The 16,690-nt window shown below is 55.6% G+C and carries 10 protein-coding genes; 6 read left to right on the forward strand and 4 right to left on the reverse strand.

Features of this window, described 5'->3' with window-relative positions; all coding sequences use genetic code 11:
- Positions 1-1,417 precede the first annotated feature (1,417 nt).
- Positions 1,418-2,923, reverse strand: a complete 1,506-nt coding sequence (locus tag ACGY09_RS23995) for an IS4 family transposase (protein ID WP_397569740.1) — start codon at positions 2,921-2,923, stop codon at positions 1,418-1,420.
- An 847-nt stretch (positions 2,924-3,770) separates the two neighbouring features.
- Entirely contained in the window at positions 3,771-5,057 is a 1,287-nt protein-coding gene (locus tag ACGY09_RS24000; RefSeq protein WP_397569741.1) for a PQQ-binding-like beta-propeller repeat protein, read from the reverse strand.
- A gap of 508 nt (positions 5,058-5,565) precedes the next feature.
- Between ACGY09_RS24000 and ACGY09_RS24005 the strand changes: the two genes are divergently transcribed.
- Positions 5,566-6,618, forward strand: coding sequence for a hypothetical protein (locus tag ACGY09_RS24005; protein ID WP_373652442.1), 1,053 nt, complete (start codon positions 5,566-5,568; stop codon positions 6,616-6,618).
- 168 nt (positions 6,619-6,786) lie between these two features.
- Here the strand turns inward: ACGY09_RS24005 and ACGY09_RS24010 are convergent, their stop codons facing one another.
- Positions 6,787-7,605 carry a ferritin-like domain-containing protein gene (locus tag ACGY09_RS24010; protein ID WP_397569742.1) on the reverse strand — a complete coding sequence of 273 codons (819 nt, stop codon included), beginning with the start codon at positions 7,603-7,605 and terminating at the stop codon, positions 6,787-6,789.
- 152 nt (positions 7,606-7,757) lie between these two features.
- Here ACGY09_RS24010 and ACGY09_RS24015 point away from each other — a divergent pair, with 152 nt between their 5' ends.
- From ACGY09_RS24015 to ACGY09_RS24025, 3 genes are all read left to right on the forward strand, one after another.
- On the forward strand, positions 7,758-9,206 hold the full coding sequence (locus tag ACGY09_RS24015) for a UbiD family decarboxylase (protein ID WP_397569743.1): 1,449 nt from the start codon (positions 7,758-7,760) through the stop codon (positions 9,204-9,206).
- 166 nt (positions 9,207-9,372) lie between these two features.
- Positions 9,373-10,113: a bifunctional demethylmenaquinone methyltransferase/2-methoxy-6-polyprenyl-1,4-benzoquinol methylase UbiE gene (gene ubiE / locus ACGY09_RS24020; protein WP_373652439.1), complete on the forward strand. Its 741-nt coding sequence runs from the start codon at positions 9,373-9,375 to the stop codon at positions 10,111-10,113.
- Positions 10,114-10,135: 22 nt separating this feature from the next.
- The gene (locus ACGY09_RS24025; RefSeq protein ID WP_397569744.1) at positions 10,136-11,188 is read left to right on the forward strand and encodes a CobW family GTP-binding protein; all 1,053 of its coding nucleotides are present in this window, start codon (positions 10,136-10,138) and stop codon (positions 11,186-11,188) included.
- 238 nt (positions 11,189-11,426) lie between these two features.
- Here the strand turns inward: ACGY09_RS24025 and ACGY09_RS24030 are convergent, their stop codons facing one another.
- On the reverse strand, positions 11,427-11,711 hold the full coding sequence (locus ACGY09_RS24030) for a YbeD family protein (protein ID WP_397569745.1): 285 nt from the start codon (positions 11,709-11,711) through the stop codon (positions 11,427-11,429).
- Between the two features lie 660 nt (positions 11,712-12,371).
- Between ACGY09_RS24030 and ACGY09_RS24035 the strand changes: the two genes are divergently transcribed.
- Positions 12,372-15,842 carry a response regulator gene (locus ACGY09_RS24035; protein WP_397569746.1) on the forward strand — a complete coding sequence of 1,157 codons (3,471 nt, stop codon included), beginning with the start codon at positions 12,372-12,374 and terminating at the stop codon, positions 15,840-15,842.
- Positions 15,843-15,862: 20 nt separating this feature from the next.
- A complete protein-coding gene (locus ACGY09_RS24040) occupies positions 15,863-16,690 on the forward strand; it encodes a CheR family methyltransferase (RefSeq protein WP_397569747.1) in 828 nt (275 codons plus the stop codon).

The raw sequence follows: 16,690 nt of genomic DNA on the forward strand, positions 1-16,690 counted from the left end.
GTTGTTGCTCGGCTTGCTTTTCGCGACACCTCCTCATGCGAGGAAGGTGCTCCGACCTGTTCCGAATTGTCAAATAACGGCAAATCATCAGTATCAGACTGAGGCACTCAGAATGACGTTCTATCCGTGTGCCCGGACTCAATATTGTCTGCGCCGGCAAAACGATCGCATTGCGATTACGGTATCCCTGGCCGGCCGGGCCAGTCACGTAAAACGACTTAACCTGTGATTGCTGAAAAACATGGGACTGGCCACCGACTGGCCAAACTTTGGCCAGTTGGCCAGCCCGTCACAAAAATCAAGAAATCGAAATCGGATCAGCGGCGTCTCGCCGCTGATCCCCTCTGTGAATACGATTGCGGTAGCGGAAGTTAAATCACAACTCGATCCGTGAGTGAGAAGAAACCCTCGTCTCCGCCCGTTACACGCAATAGTCTCTTTCGAGCTCGACCGGTCACCGACTATCGTCATCACCGCGACATTGATCGCCCGATACGCCGTTCCCAGTCTTGCGTGACTGCTCAAGGTCCTGACCTTTCCCCTCCGCACGATCAGTTCACGCCATAACCTGACCATCAGCCGAGCCTCAGTTTCGTCAGGACGAGTCGAATCACGATCTTATTCCCACCGGCCACCGTGACCGAGATAGTTAAGCAAACCGCAACTCGTTGATGATTCTGACACCGCGCGGTGAACAACAACGCGCTGTAATCAGGTCACGTTGCTCACCCTCCTGACCTGATCAACGCTGGCGTTCCAATAATTCTTACTTTTCAATAGTAAGCAGTGTCAGCAATAAACTGCCGCACAGCGAGCCCAAACATCCAAACGTTTGGACTCGACCCTGCCCGTGAAAGGCAGGTGTGGACGATATCGCAGAAACGAAGGCAGGCGATTCTTTCGAACTGTCACCCCCCCAGCAGAGCCGCTCTCCACCGACGCCGAGTCGACCGGAAGCAGCGACTGAGCTGCTAAGGCGACGCCCCAGTGCCCACAGAAGAGCTCTCCACCGATCCCTGTGTCGGTGGAAGCAGCGACTGAGCTGCTAAGGCGACGCCCCAGTGCCCACAAAAGAGCTCTCCACCGACCCCCGTGTCTCATCGTACCACACAAGTCTGCCGTAACGGGTTCGTGAAACGCGATGTCGGTGGCATCCTGACCTTTGTTTCTGGGGCGAATGAGGTTCAACGATGGAGAATGATTGGAGACGGGGTCCACCCGAGCAAGTAGTCGGATGAGAGAGAGCACGAGAGTGGGGAACGATGCTCTTGTATGGCAACTGGCGGGCTGTCAGAGCGTACATCGGCGAGCGAGCTCATCTTGAGCGTGGTTACTCGTCGACGGTTCCGACCGTTGGACAGACCTGCGGGAAGTCGTTGGGCTGGCGGTGCTCAGGGACAGTTGATGACGTTCTGTGTCATACCCTGCCTCGACCCCGATCGGATCCGCGGGAGGGGCCGTCATTGCAGAGCTGATCACCACCGCGGGGCATTCGCGCAGAAGCCTCGGGTCCAAATGAATTCCAGGCCTGGGAGAGGTCATGCAGACGTTGAAGACCCAGCCACAGCGTTTGGGAGCCGGGTTGAGTTTTCGAACGCATCACGTAACCACCCAACGAGGCAATCATCCGGACCATTTCGTTCAGCGTCGGGGGGCTCTGAGGGAGCACGTTGTTGTGCGTGACCATGTAAACGGGTTTCCATTCACAAGGCTCGAAGACGACTTCGCAGTCCAGGTCGGGACACTGCTGGCTGAGCCGACACAGATATAAGATTTTCCACGCAACGATCGAGTACACGGCAACGCAATTCAGCAGTCGATCCATCTCCTCGAAGTACCGTTCTTCAATGCGGCAACCCGATTTCAAGGTTTTGAAATAAACTTCGATCTGCCAGCGGATACCGTAGTATTTCACGATCAATTGAACCTGTTCGAGGTTATCGATCGGCAATGTTGTCAGGAGAATCCATTGGATTGGCTGTTGTCCTTCTGGAGGACTTGGTTCTTCTACCAGGACAACATTCAACGTCGCTTCAAGGAGTTTGCGGTCGGGGCGGTGAGGTGGTCGAAGTGTGACCGTCGCCGTACGAATTTCCACTGCCGCGACCCGAGCGTCTCGTTCTAGTGTGCGTTTTCGTTTATTCGCCTTTACCTTGGGAGTCCGACGGCTCACTTTGACGCTACACGACAACAAACTGCTTGACGCCCGCAGTGTTTCCACCAAATTCTGGGGGTGATTGCTCAGAACCCTGTTGTCGTGGCAGGCGCGTACCAGTAACTGCAATTCCTGTCCTTCACCCGTGTTTCGCGGCTCGGCGAACAGTTCGTAGATATCTGCTTCACTATCTCCCACACAGATGCACTGGGTGTCAGGGCAGACTTTGGCGACCTCTCGCGCCGCTCGAAGGCCCTCCAGCCAGCGGAAACTCTCTTTGTCTTCGATCGGAGTCGCCATGCGTCTATCTCGCTTTTCCGAACGAGGGACCTGCGTCTCAATCGATTTGCGAACCCAGGTCTTATTCCAGGTTTCGCCCAGAGGAATCCCGTTGGTATCAAAGGCAATCAACGGATGAACGAACGCGCCAAAGCGTGTTTTAAACTCCAGCGGGCCGCTTTCTCTGACTTGCTGCCTGGGGCGAGTGACATCGAGTTGGGTCGTGTCTTGAACCAAGACGACCACGTCTGTTTGGCGAATTCGCTCATACGTGGCGGCGACATGGGGAGAGCGGATCGCCTCGGGGGACACCTTCGGATTATCGCAAAACCGATAGGCCCCTTCCATTTCGGCGCGCCCCTTCATCGCGGCCGGAATACTCATGTTCGGCTTCTCAGAGACGCGTTCCATGATCCTGACAAATCGCTTCGTCAACCGCTTGTCACCGAATTGGGCTGTGTCCAACTGATCAAAGATCATCTCCGGCATGGCAAGGACTTTCACGAGAGAATTGAAACCAATCCTCACGCAATCCTTGCGTGAACACGTCCAATGATGACTCGCTGTCCAGGTCACACACAAAAACGGACCACGAAAATCGCTTCTATTCAAATAAAAACAACTCACGACAAGCCAACATCGGCAATAACCGCCGGAAGACCGAGAAGACAAAGATGTGTGGTACGATGAGACCCCCGTGTCGGTGGAAGCCACGACTGAGCTGCTGAGACGAAGCTGCTTGCGCACGTTGTTTCCATCGTTCGGCCTGTGCCAGGACCAGTTACATGTTGTCGAGGGATGTCCCAAACGCCCTCCCCGGTCAGTGCAAAGATCCACCTGAGGGAACTCCCGTTGAACTTGACTCAACGCGCTACGAACCTGCTCGGGTTCTGTACCCGGACCATTCGATCTCAGGTAGTGCCACCTCGGGCTGCGTCTACCAGGCTGCGACAGGACATGATCGGGTTTCTGAAAATACACCCTGTCTGACTCGGCAGTCTGTCTGAATTCGGGCAACCGGTTGTCTGTCCATGCCGAGTGGTCATCGACGAAAAGTGAAACAGGCTACAGTCGCTGACAGGCAAGTCTTACAGAGATCGAGGTGTGGGGTGGCTCGTTAGCGGCTCAGTCGCTGCTTCCAACCGACACAGGGTCGGTGGAGAGCATAAATGTAGGGATCATTGTCGGCTTTAGCTGGTCAGTCGTTGCTTCCACCGACACAGGGATCGGTGGAGAGCTCTTTTGTGGGCACTGGCGCGTCGCCTGTAATCTTTGCAATCTTCTCACCAAAATTCCTGGTGTGCCGAGGGGCACACCAGGTCTGATCTTCGCGTTCTTACTTCCCTTGGGAAATGGCCCAAAGGTGTTGGAAAGAGCGGATGTAGATGACTCCGTTGGAGATGGCGGGGGACGAGGAGATGTCTTCGCCGAGTTGGTTTTCGGCGAGGATTTCGACTTTTTCAGCCGCCTTCACGACGGTGACCTGGCCGTCTCGCGCTGTGAGGTAGATCTTGCCATCGGCGTAGACGGGAGAGGCGCGGTGGCGTTGACGGTGGGTGCGCTGGTAGTCGAGCTGTTCGCCGGTCTTGGCGCGCAGGATGGCGAGGTCACCGTTTTCCATGCACAGGTAGACCAGATCACCCACGATCAATGGAGAGGGGACATCGGGGGTTCTTGCGGAGGACCACCAGTGGAATTCGCTCTGTTTGGTGATATCTCCGCGGCCGTTGGGCTTGAGAGCCACGACAGGCCCCTTTTTGGCGCTGGGGACGACGATCAGTCCTTTTGCAACTCCGGGCGAAGCCACGAACCGCAGCGTGGGATCGTAGTTGGATTTCTTATTCAAGTCGCCGCATCGCCAGAGCTCATGCCCATCCTTGAGATCGTGAGCGACCACAAAGTCAGCCCCATGAGACAGCAGGAACTTTTCGTTCCCATCATTGTAGAGGATTGCCGAGGCGTAGGACGATTCATTTTCGGAATGGGCGTCACTGGGACGATCGACTTTCCAGATTTCTTTTCCCGTGGCGGCATCGAGAGCCACGACGCAGGCTTCCCGTGTGGCGGCATCGCCGTCCCCGTGGATCAACTGCTGGTAAAGCACTCCCTCGTGCAGCACCGGTGAGGCTGTCAGGCCGAAGGCGATCTCCAGCTTTCCGTACCTGTCCTGCACGTCGAATTTCCAGACTTCCTTCCCGTCTGCGGTATAGCAACCCAGGATGCCGTTCGCGAAGAATGTCCAGACATGCTTACCGTCCGTGACCGGTGAAGGTGAGGCTGAGTTTCCTTCGTCACCCCGAACATCCTTGTTTCCCTGGGCGACCATCTGCCGCCAGAGTTCTTTGCCATCGCGTGACACGGCAATCAGTACCAGTTTGCCGTCTTCGGCCGTTGATGTCAGATAGATGCGATCGCCCCATACGACAGGTGTCGAACCGGCGGGGCCAGGGAGTTCAAGCTTCCAGGCAACGTTCTGTGTCGGGCTCCACTCGACGGGCAGATTCTTCTCGGTCGAAATCCCGTCTCCGGTTGGTCCTCGCCAACTCGGCCAATCCCCAGCCCTCACTAAAGGGCTCGCCGCCAAGATGGAAAACAGAAATGTCAGTACGAAAGGGCGAATCATGTCCAGGGCCTCGATCAATCTCTTCAGGTCCAATTACAGGGGAATGTGACGAGCGGGGGGGCAATCGGGGGAGGCAGCGATCCCAGGTTGAATGCCAACCGTGAGATAGTCATTCGGACGAGCAGTGGTGTGAGCCGATGCCAGATCGTCTTGACTGCCTTTCACGATCGACCGCGTGTTAAGTGTGTCAGCGACCTTCCCTGTCGTCAAACTGGGGGAATGAAAAGTCGGTGCTCTGCAGAGAGATTCCGCTGTAAAATTGAATCGTGGGTCAAGGTCCAGTACGATCACCACGCTGATGAAGTAATTGAAACAGCGTCACGGCTTGTTTCCACTGAAGCCTTGCGGGGCGTCAGAGGGAGTGGCAGTCGTCTTCCGCAAACGAGGGCGAGTGCAGGGATGCATTTCCTATGTGGACTTCTTCAGATCGATTTCCCGGTCTGGTTGAGTGATTCATAGATGGTGTTGCGCGGTGAAACTTTCTGTGGTATGGATGAATGGAGTGAGTATGCGTCGATTGTTTGTTCAACCGTTAACTGCGGTACTCGCGGTTCTGGCGTTCGCCCCGATGTCGTACGCCCAAGAGGCGGCGGAGAAGCCAGCGGAGCCTACTCCGAAACTCTTGGTGAAGCACCTGAATAATCCCTCGGGCGTTACCGTCCATCCGGGGACGGGGCATGTCTTCGTGACCTCGAATCAAGGAGTCTTCCGCTGGGATCGGTCGACTCCCGGCAAGGTCTATCTGGAAGTCGAAGGCTTTCCCACCGATGTCTACGGCAAAGGACCCAAATACAATATCGGACCTCTGGGGGTGACGTTGTGGGGCACTGACCGACTGATCGTCCCGGATGGGGGCCTTCAGGACGGTGAAGAGCTGGTCCGGGTCTACAAGATCGCTGACGAGCTTCCCGCCAAGCCACGTAAGGCCACGGAGACCGAATTTGCTCTTGGTCCGATCAAAGGGAATCCTGAGATCAACTACAAGGGCGAAGGGAACTATTACGCCGCTGTTGTCTGGAATGACACGATCTATGTCACCTCCAACGGTGACGACACCAAGGGGTGGATCGCCACGGCAAAAATCGTCGACGGGAAGCCAGGTGAATTGACCGGCACGATCGCTACGAAGGAAGCGACCGAAGTCGACGCACCCGTTGCGATCACCGTTACGCCCGATGGCTCAAGCCTGGTCGTGGGTCAGATGGGCGAGATGACCGTCCCCGGTGATTCGCTGCTGACCTTCTACGACAAAGAAGGCAAATTGACCAAAAAGTTGACGACAGGCCTGAACGACATCACCGGTCTGGCTTACAGCCCCAAGACGGGAAAACTGTACGCCACCGATTTTGCCTGGGCTGAAGAGATCAAGGGAAATGGCGGACTGTTCGAACTGGAAGTGGGCGAAGAAGCGGTCACTGCCAAGAAGATTGTCAGTCTTGATCGACCAACGGCCCTGGCCTTTGACAAAGAGGGGACACTGTACCTCACCGTCTTCGGCACGGGTGAGAACACTGGCGAAAAGCCCACCGGAGGGCTCGTTCGACTTGAGCCAGGTCTGTAATCAGGCGGGCCTCCCCAACCGTTTGACGTGACAGAAACGATGACACTGCTTGACTGTTCAGGTCAAGCAGTGTTTTTTCATGTACGGGTGGACGTTTCTTGAGCGGACTTGGATGTCGCCGATCAGAACGCTTCACGTACTCAATTTCGCAGTAATCCGTTGTTGTGCTCAGCGGCCCGCAGGCTCGGTCGACGATCCTTCATTCGGTTCCGGTGCCTGAAGGCGCTCGATGAATTCACGGGACATACCTGCCGCAATTCGGGGGGCCTCGTGGAAGATGTCTCCCACCGATTTCTCGGGGCGAAGCGGCCAATGCAGGTGTTCGACGTAGGCATCCCATTCGCTTTGCGCAGCAGGTTTGAGAATCCTCAGCCATTTCAGGCCGAAGGCAACGTGATGAATTTCATCCTTGTGGATCGCCTTCATGATCGCGGCGCTGCGTGAATCACCTGCGGCAGCGAAGTATTCTTCAAATTCGAGCGTGTGATCCAGATTGCGTCCCTCGAAGGTGAGGGGGATGCCGGCGAGATAGTCGAGCACCGACTGAAAATCCTGGGCCTTCTTCCAGATGTAGCAGTTGACCGGCAGATCGCCGAACTGCACACCCAGGTCTGCGGCCTGATCTGCGTGCATGCGTGTATGCCGCTGCTCGTCGGCCATCACTTCGACAAGTCCCATTCGAAATTCCGTCGGGGCATCCGGGAAGGCGAGCAGGACCCAGGCCATGACTTCCAGAGCCTGCAGCTCGTGGTTGGCGAGGATGTGATGAGCGATCGCCCGTTTTCGGGGGTCTGAAAAGTTCGACGGATGCGGCATCGACGGTGCGGCCCGTCGCGGGGCAAACTGCAGATTGGCGGGGCGAACAGGCTCGGCAAGGCGGACGGATGGCCCCGGATTCTCGTCCGTCAAAGTTTCGCTCATGCGTTGAATTTTGAGTTCCAGCGAGTCGCTCAGGAGAACTCGTTCAGCAAATGCTCGTAATTCCATGCTCGTTTTCCTAGTATCTGCGGGCGGTCGCGTTCAGTGCCCACACCAATTGACTGTATCAGAATCCTGGCTCGCTGATCGTGACGACCTTGAGCCGGATCGTGAACGACCCTGGAAGGGAATGTTGCCATTCCTGAAGATGTTGGACGATTATGTCGCATGCCTCTTTGGCCGATTTCCTCGCATTGCTGCAGGACAACAATGAGCTTGTCCGCGTCTCTGCGTTGGTCGATTCCTCCATCGAAATTGCTGCGATCACCGATCGCGCGACAAAGGCGACTCCCAGCGGTCCGGCCCTGTTCTTCGAGAATGTAAAGAATAGCACGATTCCTGTCGTGACAAACCTGCTGGGAAGTCGTCGACGAATCTGCCTGTGTCTGGGGGTATCGGACCTGACCGAGGTTTGCGGCGAGGTCGAACGACGCCTGGAACTGGCTCAGCCGGCAAGCTGGCTCGACTCGCTCAAGCTCGTCCCGTCGCGGGGATCCATGGGACAATTTGCGCCGAAGCTGGTCAAGACTGCTGCGTGCCAGCAGGTGGTCCGTGTCGGGCGTGACGTAAACCTGTGGGATCTGCCCGTACCCCGAAACTGGAAAGGGGAACTGGATCCTGTCATTACGTCAGGGCAGCTGGCCGTGGTTCACCCGCAAACACGCAAGCTCCATCTTTTCCAGTCGCCGCTCGTTGTGGCAGGACAAAGTGAACTGGGCTGGTATGACGAACATCCGGTTCAGCGAGACATTATCCACGCCGCCATCAGCTCTGGACAAAATCTTCCGGTCTCGATCAGTTTGGGAGGCGACCCCCTGCTCTGCGTGGCAACGGGACTTCCCTGGGTTGGGGATGTGCGCGGGTTTGTCGGACAACTTCGCGGCGCCAGTTTGGAACTGGTTCGCTGCCGGACGAATGAAATCGAAGTTCCGGCAGGATCCGAATTTATCCTCGAAGGGTACATTGACGCGGCGAATTCAAGGACGTCCCGAGCGCGAACCGTCGCCCGGGGAAATGGTTCGTACGTTTCTCGAGAACTGCCGCTGATCCAACTGACCGCGATTACGCATCGCGCCAATCCTGTGTTTCCCGCGACGGTGGTCGGATTGCCCCCGAGCGAAGAGAGCTGGATCACCGCTGCTCGCGAGCGAATTCAGCTCTCGATGGTCAAACGCCTGTTGCCGGAAGTGATGGATCTGCACCAGCCATTTTCAGCGGCGGGCCGAAACATCCTGTTTGTCCGCATTCGCAAGACGGTTGAATTCCAGGCACGGCGGATCCTTCATTCCCTGTGGGGACTCGAAGAACTGGGGCAGACCAAGATGATTGTCATTGTCGACGAAGACGTTGACGTCCAGAACGAGGCGGCCGTCTGGTTTACAGTGGGAACAAATACGTGTCCGAGTCGAGATTTTCTCTTCTCAGATGGTTTGGCGCGAGATGATGACTACACTCCACTGACGGAGTCGCTTGCCAGTCGGGTCGGAATCGATGCGACTCGCAAGAGTTCGAGAGAGTCAGAGCGACCGTGGCCCGAGACGCTGCAGGCTTCGGACGAAATGATGGCTCGCGTTACGGAGCGTTGGGCCGAATATGGATTGGCGGATTGATGCTGTCACATTGACTGCAAACTTAAGATCAGGCGTTTGGGTCCCACTGAGGACAGGTCTGGCCAGGTTTGTAATTGATGTGGGCACTCTCCTTTGGATGGGAGAGCCGTTCCGCCATGTCCGCGACATTGCAATTGAAAAATTACACTACCAGCTGAAGTAAAATATGTCTGCGACTGTTGATAAATCGGAAGCCCGCGTCCGTCAGATGTTTGGCGAGATTTCGGGCCGATACGACCTCATGAATCACGTGCTTTCCGGAGGCGTGGATTACTACTGGCGTGCTCAGACGATCCGTAAGGTGGCCCCTTCCGGGACCGCGCCGATTCTGGATGTCTGCACGGGAACGGGCGACCTGGCTCTGGCTTACTGGAAAGCCGGTCGAGGGAAAATACCGGTGATGGCAACGGACTTTACTCCGGAAATGCTGAAGATCGCGGAAGGGAAACGGGATCGCCAGTTTGGAAAGCAGATCGCGGAAGGAGCGGCGAGTTTGACGTTCCGCGAAGCCGACACACAGCAGCTTCCATTCGAAGATAATCAGTTTCAAATTGTTTCGGTGGCGTTCGGTCTCAGAAATGTGACGAACACGGAAGTGGGGATTCGGGAAATGACCCGCGTTTGCCAACCGGGTGGACGGGTTGCCATCCTGGAATTCTCGATGCCGACGAACCCGATGTTCAACTTCGTATACCGCAACTACTTCAAACACGTTTTGCCGCGGATTGGCCAGCTTTTCGCAAAAAACAAGCAGTCGGCGTATGAGTATCTGCCTGCGTCGGTTTCTGAGTTCCCTTACGGAAAGGAACTGGCAGACAAACTGGAGTCGTGCGGGCTGACCAAGGTGACGTTCACGCCACTAACGTTTGGCATTGCCACCCTGTATGTTGGTGAGAAACCTCAATAATTTCTTCTCATTGCGATTGCCGATGTTTATGACCGACCGAAAGCGGATTCCGACAAACCTGATCACGGGCTTTCTGGGGGTGGGAAAGACGAGCGCGATCCGACACCTGATCAGTCAGAAGCCTGCGGGAGAGCGTTGGGCCGTTCTGGTCAATGAGTTTGGTGAAGTCGGTATCGACGGGGCATTGATTGAATCGGCGGGTTCGGACAACGTTGCCGTCACTGAGATTGCCGGCGGGTGCTTTTGCTGCTCGTCTGATTCGCCGATCGAGTTCTCTTTAATGGAACTGATACGTCAGACGAATCCTGATCGCGTTGTGATTGAACCCACCGGACTGGGGCATCCTGCGAAGGTTCTCGACACTCTGCGTGGACCCTGGTTCCGCGGGATCGTTGATCTGCGAGCCACAATCTGTCTCGCGGATCCGGCTGACTATGCCAATCCCGCCGTCACGAATGTGAACGTCTTTCAGGATCAGCTTCACATGGCGGACGTCGTCGTCGTGAACAAACTGGATCGCACCTCCCCTGATCGACTTCGTGAGTTCCTCACGTTTTTGAATGGGATGTTTCCGCCCAAGGCTCAGGTTTTGACGACGACTGGGGGGCGGATCGATCGATCGCTGCTGGATACGGATATCTCTCCGGAGCGGACCGCGTTGTTTCCGGATGCTCATCCTGCGCGCCCTAAACCTGAGGTGACCGCAACCAGCGCGAGTGAGACAGTTCGGGTTAGTGATCGTCCGCTGATTTCGATGCTGATCCCCGGGCATCCCGTACGAAAAGAGAGCCGACTGAGCGATCGTGCGGCATGCGGCTGGATCTTTTCACCGCTGGACACGTTCCGTCAGATCAGCCTGTTCGAACTCTTCAGCGGCAGCCTCGATGTTCACCGGTTGAAGGGCGTATTCAACGTGGGGAGTGAATGGATTCTCTACAATCGCGTCGGTGGGGAACTGACGTACGAGTCAATTCCCTATCGCCGAGACAGCCGACTGGAAGTCATTCTGGACCAGCCGGATTTCGACTGGAACCAATTCGAAGCCCTGCTGCTGCAGTGTCTGAAGACTCGCTAACGCGAAGGTGCACGTCCAACTCTGCGGATTGCGCCTCGCTCGCTCAAACTGGTCCGGGGTGACTTATCCTCACCACGTCACCTTCACCGCGTCACCTTTGACACCGTATCGCCCGATCGTGGGGCCGGCGATGATGGTGAAAGCCACCGCACCAGACCTCTGCGCGCACGCCTGAAGCAATGCTCCAAAGGTGCAGTCTGATTGTTCGGAGATCTACCGCAACGTGCATCGGCGCAGGTTACAACAGCATGACCAGGCCATCGAGATTTCGAATGGCGCTGTAGATCTCGATCACTTGTTGCGATGTTTCAACTTGGGGTTCGACGGTCACCGAGACATGTCGTCCCGCGGCGGTCTCCTTCAGTTCATAAGGAGGATCGAAATCGAGTTCCAGAGTCAGCCGTACAACGGCGACGACGCGGGACGCAAAATCATCTGCTGGACGTCCAATCGCTTTAAAAACGAATCGTCCGGGGAAAGAGTGGGTTTGTTCGAGGAGTTCTTGAGGGGGATGCGGATTCATGAACTGACTTTCAGCTTAGGGCTTTTCGTGCAGGGCATTCTAGCGATCGATTTCAGGTGGTTAAATCCTGTAGCGGCAGATGCAGAGGTAGAACGCAACAGCCTCGACAAGACAGTTGGGTCGCTGCCGGACCGACTTTGATATTTGAGAAGACGGAACTGGCTTGAGATGGCTGCTTCTCTGACCGGAGCCAGCGGGAAGCAGCGAAACCAATGCTTGACTTCAGTGCAGATGGACAAAGGTGGTTGCACCGCCCTGCTGCCTGGAACGCATGTGCGGAGACGTCGCGTGGACCACCACGAATTTGCGCCAGCAAGATTCCATGTCACGTCTGCTCGCGCCGAGTTCAGCGTGGGTTGCGAAGTCGCACGCTTGAGGAGAATTTTGTTGGTCCGTCTCACTGTTTGGAAATCTGGCTCCAAGGTGTTCTCTTGGTACTCCTGATAGCCATGATCTTTGGTATAAAAAATGCAGAGTGCCTCGCGTCGCGGCTGGCTCCGATGGCGGACTATCGAGTGTATAGGTTAAGTGGCTCACTGGTCGATTGGGACGATCGGGCGTCACTGTGGTCTATTCTTGACCAGGTTGTCTGATAACCGGTGATCGTTGTACTGTTTCCTCTCCCTGTTTTTTGCCGACCACAGAATGTGAACTCGCTTGATGAAGAAAAGCCGCATTTCGCCCACGTCGCTGACTCTTCGATCTGAGACTTTTGTCATTCTCGGGATGGTCGCCGCTCTCATTCTATTCATCTTCAGTGGGGTCATCTCGTACACGAATACATTGGCGCTCAGTCGTAACGCACGGCAGATTGCTGATACGCACGAGCTTCTGATGGGGTTGACGGATCTTCTTGCATTGTCCGCCGATGCGGAAACGGGGCAGCGAGGTTTCGTGATTACGGGGGACGAAAGATATCTGGAACCGTACACGGTCGCCGTGGTGCGGATTCGATCTAGACTCGTCGACCTGGATCGAATGATGAGTCACAGCTCAGAACAGCGAGCGCGAATTACGTTTCTCGAAGCGGGGATCACTGACAAGCTCGAGGAACTTGCAGAAACCATTGCTCTGCGTCGGCAGGGTGGATTTGAACCTGCTCGGGACGTGGTCGCTACGGACCGGGGAAAAGCGGCGATGGATGCCGTTCGGACCGAGATCACAGAAATGAGGTCGGTCGAGCGACAAAGAAGGCAGGAACGCCTGGCGGCGATGGATCGGTCTTATTCCAGAGCCATTACCAGCGGTTTCATCACCTGCATCTTTGGCGTCATCGTGTCTGCGATCCTGACATATCTGGTCAGGAAGAGTTTATTGATGCGGCAGCGTCAGGAGTGGTTACAGGCGGGGCAGATCGGACTGAGTGTGGTGATGGTCGCCGAATCCCGACTGCAACAACTGGGGGAAAATATTCTGACATTTCTGGCGGAGTACATGGACGCTCAGGCGGGCGCGTTCTATGCGAAGGACGGGCATCTTTTTCGAAAGGTAGCGACCTACGGCGTGCCCAGCTCTGCCACGATTCCTGAAGAGTTTGGTCCCTCTGACGGGTTATTGGGCCAGGCCGTTAAGAACGGGAATAGGATCCTTTTGCGGGACGTTCCGGAGGGATATCTGTCTGCAGGCTCGTCGTTAGGAAGTGCTCAACCCCGCCAACTGCTGATCGTCCCTGTCAAAGAGGACAACAGAGTGAATGGGATTATCGAGCTGGGGTTTCTCGAACCCATCGACGAATCGCTGGTCGAACTGCTGGAACGGGAAGCGGGCTCGATCGGAATTGCGGTCCGCACTGCCAACGACCGCATCCGGCTGCAGAATCTGCTCGAAGAGACGCAGCGGCAGGCCGAGGAGATGCAGGTTCAAGGTGAAGAATTGCGGGTTTCCAATGAAGAACTTGAAGAACAAAGTCGTGCGCTGAAAGAGTCACAGACCCGACTGGAACAGCAGCAGGCAGAACTGGAACAGACGAATACTCAACTGGAAGATCAGGCTCAGTTACTCGAGGTTCAGCGAGATGACCTTGTTCGGACAAAGGCCTCGCTCGAAGAGCGTGCCAAGGAACTGGAACAGGCCAGTCAGTATAAGTCAGATTTCCTGGCGAACATGTCGCACGAACTGCGGACGCCGCTGAATTCATCGCTGATCCTTTCCAAACTTCTGGCAGACAATGAGTCCGGGAATCTGACAAGCGAACAGGTTCGATACGCCACGACCATCCAGGCTGCCGGTAACGACCTGCTGACGCTGATCAATGACATTCTCGATCTGTCGAAGATCGAGTCGGGGCACATGGAGATGCATCCCGACACCTTCTCAATCCAGCAATTGATGGACGATCTGGAGCGGACCTTTCAGCCGGTGGCAGATCAGAAGGGACTGAAGTTCGTGCAGCGACTTCTGCCGGGGTGTCCCGCCACCATGGTGACCGATCGACAACGGTTAGAGCAGGTTCTGAAAAACCTGCTTTCAAATGCCATGAAGTTTACTGAAAAGGGGGAGGTTGCGTGCGAAGCCAGTCCTCTTCCCGGCAATCGAATCGCCTTCACTGTCAGGGATACGGGTATTGGCATTCCCCTTCGCCAGCAGCGTCTGGTGTTCGAAGCGTTCCAGCAGGCCGATGGTAAAGTTAACCGTAAGTATGGGGGGACCGGTCTGGGACTTTCCATTTCACGAGAGTTAACGCGGCGGCTTGGTGGTGAGATTGAATTGACGAGTGAACCAAGCGTGGGGAGTACTTTTGTGATCGTACTTCCGGAAGTTTACGATCCCAGCCAGATCCCCGCGCGTCCTCCGCGCAGCACGTCTCACGATCCGGTCGAGGCCATTGATGAAATCGACGAGGGACCCGCATCCGCAAGCGTGGAACATTTCACGCCGATTTCGAGCCCCGTTCCCCCCAGCTACCGTCGTGTGGATGATGACCGGCGAAGTCTGAATGGCGACAGTCGTGTGATCCTGGTTGTAGAGGACGACGAGCACTTTTCTCGGATCCTCTACGATCTGGCCAGAGAGTTGCATTTCCAGTGTCTCATTGCCACGACGGCAGAGGAGGGGCTGGCGATGGCGCGGCAGTATCTGCCGAGTGCGGTGCTGCTCGACGTCGGGCTTCCAGACCAGTCGGGGCTTTCGGTACTCGACCGGCTCAAGCATGATGCTCGGACTCGCCATATTCCGGTCCACGTGGTGTCGGGGAATGACTATGAAACAACAGCCATGTCACTGGGGGCTGTCGGCTTCATGCTCAAACCGGTCAAGCGTGAAGATCTCACCAGTGCCCTTCGCCAGTTAGAGGAACGGCTGGCTCAGCGATTGCGTCGCATTCTTGTTGTCGAAGATGACGCGGTGCAGCTGGAGAGTCTCAGGAAGTTGCTGGGTACTCAGGATGTCGAGACTGTCGGTGCCCGTAGCGCGGCGGAATGTCTTGAGCAACTCAAGGAATCAACGTTCGACTGCATGGTCCTCGATCTCACTCTTCCGGATGCAACCGGGTACTCGTTGCTGGAGACACTGAGTCGTCATGATGCTTACTCGTTTCCCCCTGTGATCGTTTACACGGGCGAAGACATCTCGTTTGAAGACGAACAGAAACTGCGCAAGTACTCGAAATCAATCATCATCAAGGGAGCCAAGTCCCCCGAACGGCTGCTTGACGAGGTCACTTTGTTCCTGCATCAGGTCGTGGCGGAACTTCCCGCTGAACATCAGCGAATGCTGGAGAAAGCCCGAAGTCGAGACGCCTCGATTGAAGGACACCGGATCTTGATTGTGGAAGACGATGTGAGAAACGTCTTCGCATTGACGAGTATCCTGGAACCGCGTGGCGCGATTCTCGAGATTGCCCGCAACGGTCGGGAAGCACTTGATGTCCTCAAACGGTGTGACCAGGATCCTTCCAAATCGATCGACCTGGTCCTGATGGATGTCATGATGCCCGAAATGGATGGGATTACCGCAACGACGCAAATTCGTCAGAATCCAAAGTGGAAAAAGCTACCCGTGATCATGTTGACTGCGAAGGCGATGGCAGACGACCAGGAGCGGTGCCTGGCCGCAGGGGCCAACGACTATATGTCGAAGCCGCTTGATGTGGAGAAACTGCTGTCGCTTGTTCGTGTCTGGATGCGGTGGTAGGTAACCGACGAGGGTGTGTCGTGACCGGAAAAACTGAGGACATTGAAGTGCGGCTGCTTCTGGAAGCGGTCTTCAGGAAGTACCACTACGATTTCCGGGGCTACTCGATGGCCTCTGTGAAACGGAGAATGAAACAGGCGAAAGAGCATTTTGAGTGCAAGACGATCTCTCAACTGCAGGATCGCGTTCTGCATGACGAGTCTGTTTTACCGGCACTTTTGTCCTATCTCACCGTGCAGGTGAGCGAGCTGTTCCGAGATCCATCCTACTACAAAGCGTTGAGAGAACTCGTGGTGCCCCACCTGAAGACGTATCCCTCGCTGAAGGTGTGGGTTGCCGGATGCAGTACAGGGGAAGAGCTGTATTCATTAGCAATTTTGTTCCGCGAGGAAGACTTGGAAGACAGAACGATCTTCTACGCGACCGATATAAACCCGAACGCCTTGAAACAGGCGGAAGCGGGGGTGTATTCGCTCGATCGGATCGCCAAGTTTACCGAAAATCATCAGCGGTCCGGTGGGAAATCCTCGTTATCCGACTATTACACAGCGAATTATCGCGGCGCCATTTTTGATAAGACTTTACGGATGCGAACGGTCTTCGCGGATCATAGCCTGGTGTCTGACTCTGCATTTGCAGAAGTTCATTTTGTCTCGTGCCGTAATGTATTGATTTATTTCGATTTGGAGAATCAGAACCGAACGATCGGGCTGTTTGTCGATTCGCTTGTCCGCAAAGGATTTCTTGGATTAGGTTCGAAAGAGAGTTTGCGCTTCACGCGTTATGCAGACTCATTTACCGAATTCTCTCGCGAAGATCGTATTTTTCAGAAACGAGGGACGCCGTGA

Source organism: Schlesneria sphaerica (assembly GCF_044336245.1).
GTDB lineage: Bacteria > Planctomycetota > Planctomycetia > Planctomycetales > Planctomycetaceae > Schlesneria > Schlesneria sphaerica.